Genomic DNA, 17,533 nt, shown 5'->3' with positions numbered 1-17,533 from the left:
AATGGCGCGGCCTCACGATTCAAAATCATAGCAGCAAACACGGCAAAGGCGAGGCGGCGTGACGAAAAGCCCGTTCACGTTGTCGTCGGCGCCGGTGTGGGCCGTGGCGCAGCCGCCACACGATGTGGATGCGATCGCAAAATCGCGCGAATATACTTGACTCAAATAGTCATATTTGTGAGGCGAGGCTGCACTCGAAAAAGGAGACAAAACATGGGGTCGCAGTCACTGGTTCGCCGGCTTGAGATTTTGGCGCTCGGAAGCGCGCTCTGGCTCGTGCCGATCTGGGCTGCGAAAGCCCAGGACGGCGACGCCACGGTGCTCGAAAAGATCACTCTCGAATCCGAGAGCGGCGATACGTTGAAACAGAACGGTTATGTCGCCAAGCAGGATCGCGACGGCACCAAGGTCGACACGCCGATCGTGCAGATCCCGCAGGCGATCACCGTCATCACACAAGACCAGATCGAGGACCAGAAACCGCGCTCTCTCAACGAGGCGCTCAACTACACCGCCAGCGCCAATCCCAATGCCTATGGCTTCGACAGCCGCTACGACGCCTTTTTCCTGCGCGGCTTCCAGGCCTACTACAACGGCATGTTCCGCGATGGACTGCGCCAGTACAACGGCCCTTCCGCCTGGTTCAAGACCGAGCCTTACGGCATCGAAGGCGTCACCATCCTCAAAGGCCCCGCCTCGTCGCTTTATGGCGTCAGCGGCCCCGGCGGCATCGTCAACGTCATCACCAAACGCCCGAAGGACGAGAACTTCCGCGAGATCGAAGTGCTCGGCGGCGAATACAACCGCTACCAGGGGGCGTTCGACATCACCGGCCCGGCGAACGAGGACAAGAGCCTGCTCTACCGCTTCACCGGTCTTGCCCGCAAAAGCGAAACGGAATTGCCGGGCTATCCGGACGACAAGGCCTATTTCGCGCCTGCTTTCACCTTCAAGCCGGACGAAGACACCAAGCTCACCATACTGGGCGAACTGTCGCGCTCGGTCACCGGCGGAACGGCCTCCTTCTACAATCCCTCCTATGGCGTGCGCTCCGATCTCTACGAAGGCGATCCTGCCTGGAATGATTTCAGCCAGAACCAGGGCCGCATCGGCTACGAGTTCGAGCACCGGTTCAACGACCTGCTGACGGTGCGCCAGAACCTTCGCTACAACGCCGTCGACTCCGACATGGAGTACAGCCTCCACTATGCGACGGGGCCGGACGAGCCGCTCAAGCGCTATTGGGGCCACTATAAAGAGGACATGAAGAACTTCGTCGTCGACAACATGGCGCAGTTCACGTTCGATACGGGGCCAGTCAAACACACCGCCGTCGCAGGCCTCGACTACAGCTGGGCGCGTTATGGCTCTCACAGCGCGATTTCCTATGTCTCGGCTACGGACATTGCCGCACAACCGGTTCCCTTCACGCGCGGACAGGAACTCAACCAGACTGGCGCTTATGTGCACGACCAGATGGAGTGGAACAATTTCACCCTGTTCGCGTCGGGCCGCTATGACTGGGTCGACACTGCTTCCACCGATGCCGAATACAACAAGGCGAAGCAGCGCGACCGCGACTTTTCCTGGCGGCTCGGGCTCTCCTACCGCACCGACTGGGGCATCATTCCCTATGCGAATTACTCGACCTCGTTTTCGCCGAATATGGGCTACGTCTACGACCCGGTGACCAACATCCGCCGCGTGGCGCGGGCGACGACGGCCGAGCAGATGGAAGTTGGCGTCAAATACGAGATTCCGGACACCAATGCGGTTCTCGGCGCCGCCTATTTCGACATCAGCCAGAAGGATGGTCTCGTCTACGATGCGACCTTCGACGAGCAGGGCAATCAGCGCCAGCGCCAACTGGATCTCAATTCACGCGGCATCGAGCTGGAAGCGAATGCTTCCTTCGACAATGGTTTCGGCGTGATCGCTTCCTATACCCATCTGCGCATGAAGATCGAAAAAGGGGCTGACGGAACGATCGGCAAGGAGCTGTCGGCAACGCCAAACGACGTGCTGGCGCTGTGGGGCCACTACAAGTTCGAGGCCGATGCCCTGGCCGGGCTCGGTCTCGGCGCAGGCATCCGCTATTCCAGCGAGAGTTACGGCGACGACACCAACAGCTTCAAGAATGCCGCGCGGACTTATGTCGATGCCGCGCTGTCCTATGACTTCGGCTATCGCAATCCCGATATGCAGGGCCTGACACTGCAGGTGAACGCCAAGAACCTGTTCAACAAGCAGGGCACAATCTGCCAGGCCGGCAACTGCTACCGCGACGAGGGCCGTTCGGTGTTCGGCAGCCTGAGGTATCGGTTCTGATGCACGCTATCGTTTCAAAGCAGGCCGGATCGCCGCTCGCCGTCCTGACGGCGGTCGGCGGACTCTACATCGCTCAAAGCGTGATCGGCGGCATCACCTGGATCGGCCTGCCGGCTATCATGCGCAGCGAAGGCGTGCCGCTCGATCGCATCGGATTGGTATCGCTGATCGTGCTGCCCTGGGCGCTGAAATTCCTGTGGTCGCCGGCGGTGGAGCGTTACCGTCTGCCGGCGAACGGCCGTAACCGCACCGCGGCAATCGTGTTTGCCGGCGGCCTCATTTCGGCGATCGGCCTGTTCGCGGTCGGCGCGATCGGCCCCGCCGCCGTGCTGCCGGTGCTTGCTTTGCTCACCATCGTTGCCTTTGCAGCCTCGACCGTCGACATCGCCTGCGACGGCTATGCGGTGCAGAGCCTTGCCAAGGAATATCACGGCTGGGGAAATGCCGCGCAGGTCGGCGGCGCCTATCTGGGTTCGGCGCTCGGCGGAGGCCTATTCCTGATGCTGGTCGACGTTTCCGGCTGGCAGATCGGCATCTGGACGATGGCTGCTCTGTTGCTTCTGCTTGGTCTGCCGTTCCTGTTCGCGCCCACGCCGATCATGCCGGAAGAGGCGCGCGGGCATGTACCCTCATTGGTCACTGCGTTGAAGCGGCCGGAGATCCGGCGTGGTCTCGCCGCGGCGGCGATCTATGTGATCGCGCAAAAGGTGGCGCTCGGCATGCTGGGCCCGTTCCTCATCGACGCTGGACTCGACCTGACCGCCGTTGGCCTCATCAATGGTATCGGCTCGATGTTCGTCGGCGTGGCGGCGGCCCTGCTTGGCGGCGCCCTGGTGAGATCCTGGGGCATGCGTAACGTGCTTGTGCTGGCACTGGCGCTGCAGGCCGCAGGCCTTTTCTTCTTCGCCTGCTATGCGCTGATCGGCGGTATTCCGCAGCCAGCGCTGATTGTGGTGGCGATCCTCGCCTCGTCGGGCGTCATGGCGCTCGGCTTCGTGGCGCTCTATGCGCAGTTCATGCGCTGGTCGGACCCGAAACAGGCCGGCGTGGATTTCACGCTGTTCCAGTGCATGGACGCACTGGTCGGCATGGCAGGCGGTGTGGTCGCCGGCTATGCCGCGCAACATTTCGGCTACGGCATCTTCTTCGCCGCTGCCGGCATCATAGCTCTGGCCGCAATTCCGGCGATTTCGCTGGTATCGGATCGGCGATGAGGCGAGATTATTCCTCGCCTCTCACCCCTTCCTCACCCTTGGTCCCCCGGCGCCAATAGGCGACGACCATCTGGCGGTCTTTGTTGAGGCCCCACTCCTTGCGTACGATTCGGCGTAGTTCGCGGAAATCGCCGAATTCACAGCCGGCCCAGACATAGACGTCGTTGGCCAGTGAAGTCCGGTCAATGCCCTTCAACGCCTGCGACAACAAATTGGCGGTGCCGGGTTCACGGCCGTGCCGGTAGAGCCAGCTGATCTTGATATTGTCACCTTCGGCCAACGGCAGGGTATCGGCCGGGCTGTCGACTTCGATGAAAACGTCGGCTCGATTCCCGGGCGCGAGATTGTCCAGGGTCCGCCCGATTGCCGGCAGCGCCGTTTCGTCGCCAAGGAGGAGGAGGTTGCGCTGGCCGAAGGCATCACCGCCACCGGGTCCGAACATGCCGATCACTTCTCCGGCCTTGGCGTTGGCGGCGAAGGTGGCGGCCGGCGTGGCGTCGCCTTCGTGCAGAACAAAGTCGACATCGAACCAACCGGCGACGGGATCGATTGCGCGGATGGTATAGACCCGCACCGTCAGCGCATCGTCGCCAGATGGCCAAACGATCAGGCCATCGCTGCCCACTGTCGGCCACACCGGCTTACGGCCTTTGGCTGGCAGCAACAGCCGCACATGCAGTCCGCCGCTGGCGAAGCGGGCAAGATTGTCCCCGGTGAAACGTATCCGCTGCATATGCGGCGAGATGCGGGTAGACGATTGCACCATGATTTCGCGGAAGAAGACCGGCGTTCCGGTTTCGGCTCCATCACCATTCCAGCGAAGACCGCGCGTGGTGCCGAGAAATTCGGCGATATGACCGGCGACGGCCATCTTCATATAGGACAGGCAGGTCTCGTCCTCAGCGGAGACACGGATCGATACAGTGCGACCTTCCAGCATCGCACTCAGCGAGCCATAGTATGTGTTGTATTCCCATTGATGCTCGACACCGGTCTCGACCGCATATTCCTCATGCTCGGCATGGAATTTTTCCATGGCCATGCGGATGTTGTCGTCCTCGACGAGAGTTTCGGCGGTGAGTTGGCTCATGGTCGACCTGTCCATTCGAATGCAGCACCCGTTGGGTTGCTACGGCATGCATCGACCCAACGAGGTTTCCCATGCCACAGTCTCGGACAGGTTTCCAGTAAACTTGATTATCTAATTCATGTTTATGACGATCAGCCAATCCGCAGTACGCCGCCAGCCTTGTCGAGCTAAAACTGCACCGCCGTCGTGTTGGCGCCGCAGACCAGCACCGCCACCCGCTCGCCAGGCGCCGGCTGATACTTGCCGGAGAGCATGGCGCCGAAGGCGGCAGCTCCGCCGGGTTCAGCGACAACACGTACCGCGTCCCACAAGGCCTTCTGCGAGGTGACGATGTCGTCGTCGCTGACCAGGATCGAGCGTTCGATGTAGTTCTGCGCGATCGGGAACATCAGCGAACCGACACGTTTCGGCGCCAGCGAGTCCGCTGCCACGCCTTCGGTCGGCGCATCGACCGGTTCACCCGCGGCAAAGGCATTGTGCAGGGTGGGTGAGCCTTCCGGCTCGACCGCGACGATGCGGATGCGTCCGGCCAGCCAGGCGGCGACGCCGCCGATCAGTCCACCGCCGCCGACGGCGACCAGCAGCGTGTCGATGTCGGGCAAATCCTGTTCGATTTCTAGGCCCAGCGTACCCTGGCCGAGCAGCGTCTCGACCTGCTCGAACGCATGGACGGAAAGCGCACCGGTCCTGGCGACATGCGCTTCGCTGGCGGCAAGCGCGTCGGCATAACGGTCACCGGCGATCACCAGCTCGGCGCCATAGCCACGAATACGGTCGGTCTTCGCCTTCGGCGACACACTCGGCACGAAGATCGTCGCGGGAACGCCAAGGCGCATGGCGGCATAGGCAACGGCGGCGCCGTGATTGCCGCCCGATGCCGCGACCACGCCGGCTTTCGGAATGTCGCGCTGCAGAAGATTGGAAAAGGCGCCGCGGGCCTTGAACGAACCGGAATGCTGTAGGCACTCGAGCTTCAGCCGCACCGGAAATGCGGCGCGGCCGAAATCGACCATGTCGACGGGCAAGACCGGCGTACGTCTTATATGCGGCCTGATCAGCGCCTCCGTCCGGCTGATGCGTTCGGGCGTGATCCGTGTTTCGGCTGACATCGAGGGCTCCGGCATTCCACTGTTGACATCAATTAGTAACTTGGCAAAATGCCTAAATGCAAGAGGCTGAAATCTTCAAGGCGATCGCCAATCCGCGCCGGCTGCAGATCCTTGACTGGTTGAAGGATCCGGCGGCGCATTTCCCGCCGCAGGTGGACGGCGATCTGGTCAAGGATGGTGTCTGCGCGCTGCTGATCGCAGACAAGCTCGGCATCACGCCGGCCACGCTCAGCGAGCATATGCGGGTGCTCTCGCAGGCCGGGCTGGTGCGCTCCAAGCGCATCAAGCAATGGATATTCTATCAGCGCGACGAAGGCAGGATCGGCGCGGTCAAGGCAATGGTTCTCGAGAGCCTGTGAGGCTGGTTACGCCAGCCAATCCGGGATCGTGTCCAGGCCGATCAACTCTTCATAGGTCCGGCGCGGCCGCACGACGGCGAAACGGTCACCGTCGACCAGCACTTCCGGCACAAGCAGGCGGGTGTTGTAGGTGCTGGACTGGGTCGCACCATAAGCGCCGGCAGTGCCGATGGCGATCAGGTCGCCGCTCTTCGGCTTCGGCAGATCGCGGTCATGGCCCAGATAGTCGCCGGTCTCGCAGACCGGACCCACCACATCGGCGCGGATGCGCGGCCCGTTGGCCGGACCCAACCGTACAGGGCGAATGTCATGGTAGGCATCATAGAGCGTCGGGCGGATCAGATCGTTCATCGCCGCATCGATGATGACGAAATTCTTGGCCTCGCCTTCCTTGAGGTAGATCACCTCGGCAACCAGGATGCCGGCATTGCCAACGATCAGGCGGCCTGGCTCGAAGATCACCTTGAGCCCCAGTCCGCCGACATGCTTCTTCACAATGCCTGCATAGGCGTCGGGCAATGGCGGCGGGTTGTTGTCGGTCTTGTAGGGGATGCCCAGGCCGCCGCCGAGATCGATATGTTCGATGGCGTGACCATCGTCGCGCAGCGTCATGGCGAGTTCGGCGAGCAGCCGATAGGCATCGTCGAAAGGTTGCAGCTCGGTGATCTGGCTGCCGATATGGGTGTCGATGCCGATAGCCTTGATGCCCGGCAGTTCGGCCATGCGCTTATAGACCTCACGAGCCCGCTGCCATGGCACGCCGAACTTGTTCTCGGCCTTGCCGGTAGAGATCTTCTTGTGTGTCTTGGCGTCGACGTCCGGATTGACGCGCAGTGACACCGGCGCGGTCTTTCCCGCCGCCACGGCACGTGCCGACAGCAGCTCCAGCTCAGGCTCGGATTCGACGTTGAAGCAATGGATGCCGGCCGCGAGCGCAAAATCCATTTCGCGCGCGGTCTTGCCGACGCCGGAAAAAACGATCTTGCCGGCCGGAATGCCGGCTGCGAGCGCGCGGCGCAGCTCGCCCTCCGAAACCACGTCGGCGCCGGCCCCCAGCTTCGCCAGCGTGCGCAGCACCGCCTGATTGGAATTCGCCTTTGGCGAATAGCAGACCAGCGCGTCGAGTTCGGCGAAGGCTTCGGAAAAAACACGGAAATGGCGTGTCAATGTCGCGGTGGAATAGCAATAGAACGGCGTGCCGACGCTCGCCGCGATTGCGGGTATTGCCACGTCCTCGGCATGCAGGATGCCGTCGCGATAATCGAAATGGTTCACGGGTAACTCGTCCGGAAGGCTACTGGATCAGCTTGTCGAGAACGAACGGCTTGTCCGTTTCCGGTTTCGTCGGTTCCGGAGGCAATGGCTGCTTGGCCTTGGCGGCGTCCTTGCGCGCCTGCACGGCGGCCTCGTAAGGCGTATCGAGACCAGCGCGACGTCCGCAGGCCGTCACTGCCGTCACCGCCGCCAGAACCGTCAGCGTCACCAGTATCCTGCCTGCCGTCATCGTTGTTTCCGTCCGTGCGTTTCGAGCTGTCGCTTGTAGCGGAGTTTCTTAGGCATTGCATCCGGCATCAAGCCTTGGCGAGGCGCTTTTTCCAGTAACGGATCTGTTTGCGGACTTCCGAAGGTGCGGTGCCGCCGAACGAGATGCGGCTCTTGACCGAATTCTGAACCGACAGCACCGAGAAGATGTCCTGAGTGATGCCGTCGTGGATCGACTGCAGGTCTTCCAGCATCAGTTTTTCCAGGCCGACCTTCTTGGTCTCGGCAAGCGCCACCGCACGGCCGGTGACGTGGTGTGCTTCGCGGAACGGCATGCCCAGCGTACGCACCAGCCAATCGGCAAGGTCGGTCGCGGTCGAATAGCCGGATCCGGCAGCCTTTTTCATCGCGGCCACGTTGATCGTCATGTCGCCCACCATGCCGGTCATGGCTGCGAGCATCAGGTCGAGCGTTTCGGCGGCGTCGAATACGGCTTCCTTGTCCTCCTGCATGTCCTTGGAATAGGTCAGCGGCAGGCCCTTCATGACTGTGAGCAGGCCGATGAGATGGCCGTTGACGCGGCCGGTCTTGGCGCGCACCAGCTCGGCGGCATCCGGGTTCTTCTTCTGCGGCATGATCGAGGAGCCCGTGGAGAAGGAATCCGACAGACGCACGAAGCCGAATTGCGGCGTCGACCAGATGACGATCTCCTCCGCCAGCCGCGACAGATGGGTGGCCGAGATCGCAGCCACCGACAGGAATTCCAGCGCGTAGTCGCGGTCAGAAACGCTGTCGAGCGAATTGCGGGTCGGTTCGCGGAAGCCGAGTGCCTTGGCCGTTTGGTGACGATCGATCGGGAACCCTGTGCCCGCAAGGGCCGCCGCACCCAGCGGGCTCTCGTCCATGCGTTGGATCGCGTCGCGCACGCGCGACAGGTCGCGGGCGAACATTTCGACATAGGCCAGGCAGTGGTGGCCGAAGGTCACCGGCTGCGCGGTCTGCAGATGGGTGAAGCCCGGCATGACGGTGGCGGCATGTTCCTCGGCGCGTACCAGGAAAACGGCGATCAGTCCCTTCAGGGCTTCGGCCACGCGATGGAACTCGTCCTTCACCCAAAGCCGGAAGTCGACCGCGACCTGGTCGTTGCGTGAGCGTGCGGTGTGCAGGCGGCCGGCCGCAGACCCGATCAGCTCAGCAAGGCGAGCTTCCACATTCATATGGATGTCTTCCAGCCGGGTCGAAAACTCGAACTGTCCAGTCTCGATCTCTTTCAAAATCGTGTTCAGGCCGTGAGCGATCTTGTGTTGATCGTCCGCCGAAATAATGCCTGTTTCGGCCAGCATCTCACTGTGGGCGAGCGAGCCGCGGACGTCCTGCGCATAGAGTTTGCGATCGAACGAAATGGACGCGTTGATCGCTTCCATGATCGCGGCCGGGCCCGAGGCAAATCGTCCGCCCCACATCTGGTTGCTGGCCTTCTTGTCGCTCATCGCTATAACCCGTTCCCCGGAGACATTTGGACATGGCAGACGGCAAGAAATTCTTTCCCGCCCCACGGCTGATCATGGCCGCGGTTGTCGCCGGCGTGCTGGCCGGCGCGGTCGCGGTATATGTCAGGGAGAGCGGGTCTGGCAACAATGCGCCCGAACCGGTGGCAACGGCTTCGGCCGGCAAGGACGACACGGTCTGCGCCGCAAAGGCCGAGCGCGCCAAGAAGGTCGCCGCCGCCGCGACAGGCCAGGTTGCGGCCCTTCTGCCGGCCGATCCGCCGCAATCGTTGAAGGCGCTCGCCTTCAACGGACCGGACGGCAAGCCGATGACGCTGGCAGATCGCGCCGGAAAGACCGTACTGGTCAATCTCTGGGCGACCTGGTGTGCGCCGTGCCGCGCCGAAATGCCGGCGCTCGATGCGCTGCAGAAGGAAAAGGGCTCGGACAAGTTCGAGGTGATGACGGTCAATGTCGACACCGGCGACGATGCCAAGCCGAAGGCCTTTCTCGACGAGATCGGCGTGAAGTCGCTGGCGCACTATCGCGATGCTTCGATGGGCGTGTTCAACGATTTGAAGAAACGCGGCCTGGCGCTAGGTCTGCCCGTGACGCTTCTGGTCGACGGCGAGGGCTGCCTGATCGGCCACATGAACGGTCCGGCCGAATGGGCAGGCGACGATGCCAAGCGCTTGATGGATACAGCGCTGGCTAACTAAGTATGGTCCCGAACCGAAGGTCAGCGCAGCAAAAGTTGCAGACTTTTCGGGCAAGGTCATGCTTCATAAGAAATGTCGGCTAACGAGTTTCGCGTAATTCGAAAGCCAGTCGCAAGCCAAACGATGCTACGATAGTCGCACTCGAAACAAAAACGTTGTCGGCTCATCGTATTCGACCCATACTCCCGTCGCGGACGTTTTCGTACGCCAACGGATAACGGGAGAGAAGCATGTCGTTTCGCGGTCTTGCGGCCGGGGTTGCCGCTACAGTCGTTCTTTGCACCACCACTTCGGCTTTTGCTGTCACACAGATCAGCTGGTGGCATGCCATGACCGGCGCCAACGCCGAAGTCGTCGACAAGATCGCCAAGGACTTCAACGCCAGCCAGAAGGACTATGAGCTGGTTCCGGTATTCAAGGGTACCTATCCGGAAGCATTGAATGCCGGCATCGCTGCCTTCCGCGCCAAGCAGGCGCCGGACATCCTGCAGGTATTCGATGTCGGCACCGGTGTGATGATGGCCGCCGAGGGCGCCGTGAAGCCGGTGGCCGATGTGCTGACCGAATCGGGCGCGCAATTCGACAAGGGCCAATATCTGCCGGGCATCGTGGCCTACTATTCGAAACCTGACGGCACCATGCTGTCCTTCCCCTACAATTCCTCCTCGCCGATCCTCTATTACAACAAGGACATCTTCCAGAAGGCCGGACTGGATGTGAACACGCCGCCCAAGACCTGGAACGAGGTCTGGGAAGCGGCCAAGAAGATCAAGTCGAGCGGTGCAGCCGCCTGCGGTTACACCTCGACCTGGCTGACCTGGATCCATACCGAGAACTTCGCGGCCTGGAACAATGTGTCGTGGGCGACACAGCAGAACGGTCTTGCCGGCGGCGATGTCGAGCTGAAGATCAACGCGCCGCTCTACGTCAATCACTTCCAGGCACTGGCCGATCTCGCCAAGGATGGCACCTTCAAATATGGCGGCCGGACCTCGGAAGCCAAGCAGCTCTTCCTCGCCGGCGAATGTGGTATCCTCACCGAGTCCTCGGGCGGTCTTGGTGATATCGTCAAATCAGGCATGAACTACGGCATCGGCCAATTGCCTTATGACAGCGATGCGCCTGGCGCTCCGCAAAACACCACGCCGGGAGGCGCCAGCCTGTGGGTCTTCGGTGGCAAATCCGAAGAACAGTACAAGGGCGTAGCGGCCTTCTTCACCTATCTGTCGAAGACCGAAGTGCAGGAATACCTGCACCAGAAATCCGGCTACCTGCCGGTCACGCTGGCTGCCTATGAAGCAACCAAGAAGTCCGGCTTCTATGAAAAGAATCCAGGCCGTGAGACGCCGATCCTGCAGATGATGGGCAAGGCACCCACCGACAATTCCAAGGGCGTGCGCCTGCCCAACCTGCCGCAGGTGCGCGATATCCAGAACGAGGAATATGAGAAGATGCTGGCCGGTCAGCAGACCGCGCAGCAGGCGCTCGACAACGCCGTCTCGCGCGGCAACGCCGCCATCAAGGAAGCGTTGGGGAATTGATGAGCGCCGGCGTGTTCTCCCCCCTCGAGGGGGAGATGGCCGCGCAGCGGTCAGAGGGGGTCCAAGCGGGTGCGTGGGGACTCTGTTTCAACGTGGGCGAACGGGCGGTTCTTCTTGATAGGACCGCCACCGCCGCCTCAAGGGGGGAGGCAAGGCTGCGATGACCCCTCGCGTCGTCTTCCCGAACAGGGTGCTGCCTTATCTTCTGGTGGCACCGCAGCTCGCCATCACGCTGGTGTTCTTCTATTGGCCAGCGGCACAGGCGCTCTACCAGTCGATGCTCAAGGAGGATCCGTTCGGCCTGAAATCGAAATTCGTCTGGTTCGACAATTTCAAGAAAGTGCTGGCCGATCCCAATTATCTGCATTCGATCAAGGTCACGGTGGTCTTTTCGGTGGCGACGGCCGCGGTCGCCATGATCGCCGCCCTTCTGCTTGCGGTCATGGCCGAAAAGGTGGTGCGCAGCAAAGGCCTCTATCGCACGCTTCTGATCTGGCCTTACGCCGTGGCTCCCGCCATCGCGGGCATGCTGTTTCTTTTCCTGTTCAACCCGTCGATCGGTTCGCTGGCGATCCTGTTGCGGAAGATGGGCATCGCCTGGGACCCGGTGCTCAACGGCACCGATGCGATGATCCTGCTGGTGGCTGCCGCCTCGTGGAAGCAGATCAGCTACAATTTCCTGTTCTTCGTCGCCGGGCTGCAGGCGATCCCCAAAACGCTGATCGAGGCCGCTGCGATCGATGGCGCCAAGGAGGTGAAACGCTTCTGGACGATCGTCTTCCCGCTGCTCGCCCCGACCACCTTCTTCCTGCTGGTCATCAACACGACCTATGCCTTCTTCGATACGTTCGGCATCGTGCATGCCGTCACCGGCGGCGGACCCGGCAAGGCCACGGAGACACTGGTCTACAAGGTCTACAATGACGGCTTCGTCAATCTGATCCTGGGGTCTTCCGCCGCACAGTCTGTCATCCTGATGATCATCGTGATCGCGCTCACCGCCATCCAGTTCCGCTATGTGGAAAGGAAGGTGCATTATGGCTGAGCCGAAGGCACCCGGGAGCGGGCATGACAAGCTGATGATCGGCCAGTCGGCAGCGAGCATCTATGTCGCCCATGCCATCCTGATCCTTGGCCTGGTGATCGTTGCCTTCCCGATCTACTACACCTTCGTTGCGTCCACGCAGACGCTGCAGACGATCCTCCGGCCACCGCTGCCGCTCGTGCCCGGCGGCGAGTTCTGGAACAACTATGCGGAGGCCCTGTTCGGCGGTGCCGGCCGCCTTGGCGGCGTCGGTGCCGGCACGCTGCTGCTGAATACGACGGTGATGGCGCTGGGCATCGCCGTCGGCAAGATCATGATCTCGATCCTGTCGGCCTATGCCATCGTCTTCTTCCGGTTTCCGTTCCGGATGGCCATCTTCTGGCTGATCTTCATCACGTTGATGCTGCCGGTCGAGGTGCGCATCCTGCCGACCTACAAGGTGATGGTCGACCTCGGGCTGATCGACACCTATGCCGGCCTGATCATTCCGTTGATTGCGTCGGCGACGGCGACACTGCTGTTCCGGCAGTTCTTCATGACCATTCCGGGCGAACTGGTCGAAGCCGCGCGGGTCGATGGTGCCGGCCCGTGGCGGTTCTTCTTCGATATCCTTTTGCCGCTGTCACGCACCAACATAGCGGCGCTGTTCGTCATTCTCTTCATCTATGGCTGGACGCAATATCTGTGGCCGCTGCTGGTCACAAACCGCAATGACATGACCACCATCGTCATTGCGCTGAAGAAGATGGTGTCCTTCGCCGACGCCGACACGCAATGGCATCTGGTGATGGTCACGGCGATCCTCGCCATCGTTCCGCCTATCCTGGTCGTGGTGCTGATGCAGCGTTGGTTCGTGCGCGGTCTCGTCGATACGGAGAAATAGGAAATAGATGGCGACAGTCGATCTGAAAGATGTGCGCAAAGTCTATCCCGGCGGGGTGGAGGCGGTGAAAGGCGTGTCGATCGCCATCCCCGACAAGGAGCTTTGCGTGTTGGTCGGCCCGTCCGGCTGCGGCAAGTCCACGCTGCTGCGCATGATTGCTGGCCTGGAGACGATCTCGTCAGGCACCTGCGCCATCGACGGCAAGGTGGTCAACGCGGTTGGGCCGACCGAACGGGACATCGCCATGGTGTTCCAGAACTACGCGCTCTACCCGCATATGAAGGTCTACGACAACATGGCCTACGGCCTGCGCAACCGCGGCACGCCGAAGGACGAAATCGATTCGCGCGTGCGCTCGACCGCCAAGGTGCTGGAGCTGTCGCATCTGCTCGATCGGCGCCCGCGCGAGCTTTCCGGCGGCCAGCGCCAGCGCGTCGCCATGGGCCGCGCCATCGTGCGTAACCCCAAGGTGTTCCTGTTCGACGAGCCGCTTTCCAATCTCGATGCCAAGCTGCGCGGACAGATGCGCGTGGAGATCAAGAACCTGCAGCGTTCGCTGGGGGTCACCTCTGTCTACGTCACGCATGACCAGTTGGAAGCGATGACGCTGGCCGACATCCTGGTGGTCATGAATGCCGGGCTGGTCGAGCAGATGGGTGCGCCGCTCGACATCTACGAGAAACCGGCCTCGACCTTCGTTGCTTCCTTCATCGGCGCGCCGCCGATGAACCTGCTTGCCGTCACGGCCAAGCCGGACAGCCCAGCCAGCACGCCGGAGAAGCTCTTTGCCAATGGCGCAGCGTTGGGGATCGCCGCGCCGGTCCATGCCGCGACGCTGGGTTTCCGGCCGGAAGATGCCGATGTCATCGGCGAAGAGGCGAAGGCGTCCGGCGCTCTCAAACTGTCGGCCACCGTCGAGGCGGTCGAGCCGGTGGGTGCCGAAAGCTTCCTCTATTGCGCGGCGGCCGGTGGCCGTATCGTTGTCAGGGTATCGGGCCGTGCGGCGGCCAAGCCAGGTGACAGACTTGAGGTCATGGTGCCGGCCGGGAAGCTGCACTGGTTCGACAGCACAGGGAAGCGGGCCTAGACCCGACAGGCAAGTGATCGAGGCGGTCTGCCATTGCGGACAGGTAAGGCTGCGGCTTCCACGAAAGCCGCGCGTGATCACCGCGTGCAACTGTTCGTTCTGTCGGCGGCAGGGGCCGCTCTTCGCCTACTATACCCGTCGGTCGATCGAGGTGGTCGCACCGGACAATGGTTTCGAGCGCTATGTCTGGGGCAAGGGTGTGCTGACATGGCTGCGCTGCAGAAATTGCGGCTGTTTCACGCATCATATTGCCGCTCACGCCGAGGGCGATCTCGATCGCAGGACTGGGATCAATCTGCGTCTTGTCGATCCCGGCCTTCTTATGGGGATCACGGTGAAGCTGCGCGACGGTGCATCCGGCAGCTGGAAAGTGCTGCGCAGCTATCGTTTCGATACAGGTTAGTCAGAAGGATCGAGGGATGAGCTGGCGATCCCTCATTTCAGCTGAACACGTGCGCCTTGCCGACGACGCTGATGCGGACGATGTCGCCCACCGATGGCGCGTCGACGCCAGGCTTTTTCAGGACCAGCGGTGTCGAACCGATGGCGGCCGCTTCGGGTGGATCGGGGGTGTTGAGCAGTTTGACGGCGATCGCGCAGGCAGCGCCGCCGAATTCGGATTCCGTCACTTCGCCGAAGAGGACGCCCGGCTTGGCTGCAGCCACTTCGGTGCGCGAGGCCGCGGCGAGCAGCACCTGTTCGGGTCTCAGCATGATGCGGGCAACCTCACGCCGCTCCCTGCCATCCACGGCAATGCGACCGAGCGTGGATTCGGCGTAGCCGTTGGCGATCTTTGCCGACAGCACGATGGCGTCGCCGAGGAATTCGGCGATCATGCGGTCCTTGGGCCTGAGATAGAGGTCGCGCGGCGTGCCGGTCTGCGAGAAACGGCCTTCGCGCATCACTGCAACCTGGTCGGCGAAGGAGAGCGCCTCCGCCTGGTCATGTGTGACCAGGATGGTGGTAATGCCGGCGCTTTCCAGCATCTCGGCCACTGCCTTGCGCATGGAAGCGCGCAGGCCGGTGTCCAGTGCGGAAAAAGGTTCGTCGAGCAGCATCAGGCGCGGCTTCATCGCCATGGCACGAGCCAATGCCACGCGCTGCTGCTGGCCGCCTGAAAGCTGGTGCGGGCGGCGGGTCAGAACGCTTTTGTCGAGGCCGACGATGTAAGCCAACTCGGCGATGCGCTCATCGCGCCGAGGCTCCTTGCGGTCGAGGCCGAAGCCGATATTGCCGGCAATGGTGAGGTGCGGAAACAGCGCGCCATCTTGCGCCACCAGGCCGATCCCGCGCAGATGCGCCGGCACGCTGGTGCCGCCATTGGCAAGCAGCTTGCCGTCGAGCGTGATGCGGCCGCCATCCGGTGCCTCGAAGCCGGCGATGAGGCGCAGCAACGTGGTCTTGCCGCAGCCGGAAGGACCGACGATCGCGGTCCGGCTGCCTGCCGCGACAGCAAGGTCGATGCCGGCGACGGCAGCAACCGGACCGTAGTTCTTCGACAGTGAGGCGATTTCCAGGAAACTCATTGGCCGGCCATTCGCTTCGACTGCACATAAAGCAGCCAGGTAAGGGGCAGCGACATCAACACCATGATCGCTGCATAGGGAGCGGCTGCCGCGTAGTCGATCTCGCCGCTGTAATTCCAGAAGGCCATCGCCAGCGTGCGCGTGCCGTTGGGCGCCAGCATCTGGGTCGCGGTCAACTCGTTCATGATGCCGAGCGCGACCAGCGCCATGCCGGCTGCGGCGCCGGGTGCCGAGAGGCGGATCGTGGTCGCCCAGAGCGCCTTCAACGGCGAGCGGCCGAGACTGCCGGCGGCACGTTCCAGCTCCACCGGGGCCTGAGCGATCGAAGCACGCAACGAGACAAGCGCGCGCGGCAGGAACATCAGCACATAGGCAAACAGGATAGTGGCAAGCGTCTGGTAGAGCGGCTGGACGACGCGCACTGCGATGGTGACCAGCGCCAGCGCCACCACAACGCCGGGCAGCGCCCCAACTACATAGTTGCAGCCTTCCAGGATGCGTTGCAGACGGCCTGGCGCGCGGATCGACAGCCAGGCCATGGGCGTCGCCGCAATGGTTGCAAGAATGCCACCGGCAATGGCGAGGAACAGGGTCTGGCCGAGCGCCAGGCCGATCTCATCCATGCGCCACACTTCGCTGCCACCGGCAATCAGCCAGCGGCCGATGGTGAGAAACGGCACGCCGATCGCCAGGAGCGTGACGGCGATCGGCAACAACAGGCAAGGCAGAGTAACGCGGCCGAGCGCCGTACGCGGCTTCAGACGGGCGGCGCCGGAGCCGACGCGGGCATAGCGCTCCTCGCCGCGCACCAGCACCTCAATCGTCAGCAGCACCAGGCAGCAGGCGACCAGGACGCCGGCCAGCATGTTGGCGGCGGGACCATTGAAGGTCGACTGGAACTGGTCGACGATCGCGGTGGTGAAGGTGTCGAAGCGCACAAAGACGTAGAGGCCGTATTCGGCAAGCAGATGCAGGCCGACCAGCAGGGCGCCGCCACACAGCGCCAGCCGCAGCTGAGGCAGCACCACCCGGAAGAAAACACGCCAGGGGCTGAGGCCCAGCGAAGCGGCGGCATCCTCCAAGGCGGGATCGAGGCGGCGAAAGGCGGCCGAAACCGGCAGGTAGAGAAAGGGGAAATAGGCGATCACCGAAACCCAGACACCGGCGAAGAGGCCGTTGAGATCCGGCCAGAAGGTGATCCAGGCGTAGGAGTGTACGAAGGCCGGCACCGCCAGCGGCGCCACGGCGAGCCAGGACCACAGCCGCGCACCGGGCAGGTCGCTGCGTTCCGTCAACCAGGCAAGCGCCACCGAGAGTACCGCGCAAATCGGTACGGCCAGGATGACGAGAAGGACGGTGTTGACGAGCAGTTCGCCGACGCGCGGCCTGAACACCAGTTGCACGACCGTCGCCCAGCCGGTCTGGATGGCGATGAAAATCACGAAGGCAAGCGGCAGCAATGCCAGAATGGAAATGATGATCGCGGTCAGCGTGATCAATGGAAAGGAGCGGGCAGGGGCTCGCCGCCCGGACATGCGGGCCGGCGCGTCGGTCTGCGCGAATTCGCCCGAGGCCGCCATCAAATCACCCGTGCTGTCCCGCCATGCGACGGGCCTGGATGAGAGGAGGGACAAAAGAGTGGCTTGGCCATCGGGGGAGTTGG

The 17,533-nt window shown here is 62.5% G+C and carries 16 protein-coding genes; 9 read left to right on the top strand and 7 right to left on the bottom strand.

The window, feature by feature from the left end:
* Positions 1-213: 213 nt before the first annotated feature.
* Both ACFWXH_RS18110 and ACFWXH_RS18105 read left to right on the top strand, forming a co-directional pair.
* Positions 214-2,328, top strand: a complete 2,115-nt coding sequence (locus tag ACFWXH_RS18110) for a TonB-dependent siderophore receptor (RefSeq protein ID WP_379122527.1) — start codon at positions 214-216, stop codon at positions 2,326-2,328.
* Positions 2,328-3,542: an MFS transporter gene (locus ACFWXH_RS18105; protein WP_379122526.1), complete on the top strand. Its 1,215-nt coding sequence runs from the start codon at positions 2,328-2,330 to the stop codon at positions 3,540-3,542. Before ACFWXH_RS18110 ends, ACFWXH_RS18105 begins: the two co-directional genes overlap by 1 nt.
* A gap of 7 nt (positions 3,543-3,549) precedes the next feature.
* Here the strand turns inward: ACFWXH_RS18105 and ACFWXH_RS18100 are convergent, their stop codons facing one another.
* Together ACFWXH_RS18100 and ACFWXH_RS18095 are read right to left on the bottom strand one after the other, a co-directional pair.
* Positions 3,550-4,632, bottom strand: a complete 1,083-nt coding sequence (locus tag ACFWXH_RS18100) for an SIP domain-containing protein (RefSeq protein ID WP_379122524.1) — start codon at positions 4,630-4,632, stop codon at positions 3,550-3,552.
* A 167-nt stretch (positions 4,633-4,799) separates the two neighbouring features.
* The gene (locus tag ACFWXH_RS18095; protein WP_379122523.1) at positions 4,800-5,741 is read right to left on the bottom strand and encodes a threonine/serine dehydratase; all 942 of its coding nucleotides are present in this window, start codon (positions 5,739-5,741) and stop codon (positions 4,800-4,802) included.
* A 56-nt stretch (positions 5,742-5,797) separates the two neighbouring features.
* Between ACFWXH_RS18095 and ACFWXH_RS18090 the strand changes: the two genes are divergently transcribed.
* Positions 5,798-6,100, top strand: a complete 303-nt coding sequence (locus tag ACFWXH_RS18090; protein ID WP_054313750.1) for a helix-turn-helix transcriptional regulator — start codon at positions 5,798-5,800, stop codon at positions 6,098-6,100.
* A gap of 6 nt (positions 6,101-6,106) precedes the next feature.
* On the opposite strand, the gene lysA is transcribed toward ACFWXH_RS18090, so the two are convergent.
* From lysA to argH, 3 genes are all read right to left on the bottom strand, one after another.
* A complete protein-coding gene (gene lysA / locus ACFWXH_RS18085; protein ID WP_379122521.1) occupies positions 6,107-7,375 on the bottom strand; it encodes a diaminopimelate decarboxylase in 1,269 nt (422 codons plus the stop codon).
* Positions 7,376-7,394: 19 nt separating this feature from the next.
* Positions 7,395-7,604 carry a hypothetical protein gene (locus ACFWXH_RS18080; protein WP_379122520.1) on the bottom strand — a complete coding sequence of 70 codons (210 nt, stop codon included), beginning with the start codon at positions 7,602-7,604 and terminating at the stop codon, positions 7,395-7,397.
* Positions 7,605-7,671: 67 nt separating this feature from the next.
* A complete protein-coding gene (gene argH, locus ACFWXH_RS18075; protein WP_379122518.1) occupies positions 7,672-9,072 on the bottom strand; it encodes an argininosuccinate lyase in 1,401 nt (466 codons plus the stop codon).
* Between the two features lie 32 nt (positions 9,073-9,104).
* On the opposite strand from argH, the gene ACFWXH_RS18070 reads away from it, so the two are divergent.
* The 6 genes from ACFWXH_RS18070 to ACFWXH_RS18045 all read left to right on the top strand — a co-directional run bounded on the left by ACFWXH_RS18070 (position 9,105) and on the right by ACFWXH_RS18045 (position 14,747).
* Positions 9,105-9,788 (top strand): TlpA disulfide reductase family protein, encoded by a 684-nt coding sequence (locus tag ACFWXH_RS18070; RefSeq protein ID WP_379122516.1) that lies wholly within the window; start codon positions 9,105-9,107, stop codon positions 9,786-9,788.
* Positions 9,789-10,018: 230 nt separating this feature from the next.
* The gene (gene ugpB / locus ACFWXH_RS18065; protein ID WP_054313744.1) at positions 10,019-11,329 is read left to right on the top strand and encodes a sn-glycerol-3-phosphate ABC transporter substrate-binding protein UgpB; all 1,311 of its coding nucleotides are present in this window, start codon (positions 10,019-10,021) and stop codon (positions 11,327-11,329) included.
* 160 nt (positions 11,330-11,489) lie between these two features.
* On the top strand, positions 11,490-12,374 hold the full coding sequence (gene ugpA, locus ACFWXH_RS18060) for a sn-glycerol-3-phosphate ABC transporter permease UgpA (protein ID WP_054313742.1): 885 nt from the start codon (positions 11,490-11,492) through the stop codon (positions 12,372-12,374).
* Positions 12,375-12,408: 34 nt separating this feature from the next.
* Complete coding sequence (gene ugpE, locus ACFWXH_RS18055) at positions 12,409-13,257, top strand: sn-glycerol-3-phosphate ABC transporter permease UgpE (RefSeq protein ID WP_054313954.1); 849 nt, start codon at positions 12,409-12,411, stop codon at positions 13,255-13,257.
* A gap of 7 nt (positions 13,258-13,264) precedes the next feature.
* Complete coding sequence (locus tag ACFWXH_RS18050; protein ID WP_379122514.1) at positions 13,265-14,344, top strand: sn-glycerol-3-phosphate import ATP-binding protein UgpC; 1,080 nt, start codon at positions 13,265-13,267, stop codon at positions 14,342-14,344.
* Between the two features lie 13 nt (positions 14,345-14,357).
* On the top strand, positions 14,358-14,747 hold the full coding sequence (locus ACFWXH_RS18045; protein WP_379122512.1) for a GFA family protein: 390 nt from the start codon (positions 14,358-14,360) through the stop codon (positions 14,745-14,747).
* 37 nt (positions 14,748-14,784) lie between these two features.
* Here ACFWXH_RS18045 and ACFWXH_RS18040 read toward each other — a convergent pair whose 3' ends face one another.
* Together ACFWXH_RS18040 and ACFWXH_RS18035 are read right to left on the bottom strand one after the other, a co-directional pair.
* A complete protein-coding gene (locus ACFWXH_RS18040) occupies positions 14,785-15,870 on the bottom strand; it encodes an ABC transporter ATP-binding protein (protein ID WP_379122510.1) in 1,086 nt (361 codons plus the stop codon).
* Entirely contained in the window at positions 15,867-17,450 is a 1,584-nt protein-coding gene (locus ACFWXH_RS18035) for an ABC transporter permease (RefSeq protein ID WP_379122508.1), read from the bottom strand. The genes ACFWXH_RS18040 and ACFWXH_RS18035 overlap by 4 nt, the downstream gene beginning before the upstream one ends.
* Positions 17,451-17,533 lie beyond the last annotated feature (83 nt).

This window comes from Mesorhizobium sp. NPDC059054, from assembly GCF_042739215.1.
GTDB lineage: Bacteria > Pseudomonadota > Alphaproteobacteria > Rhizobiales > Rhizobiaceae > Mesorhizobium.
This window is presented reverse-complemented; position numbering and strand designations above follow the sequence as displayed.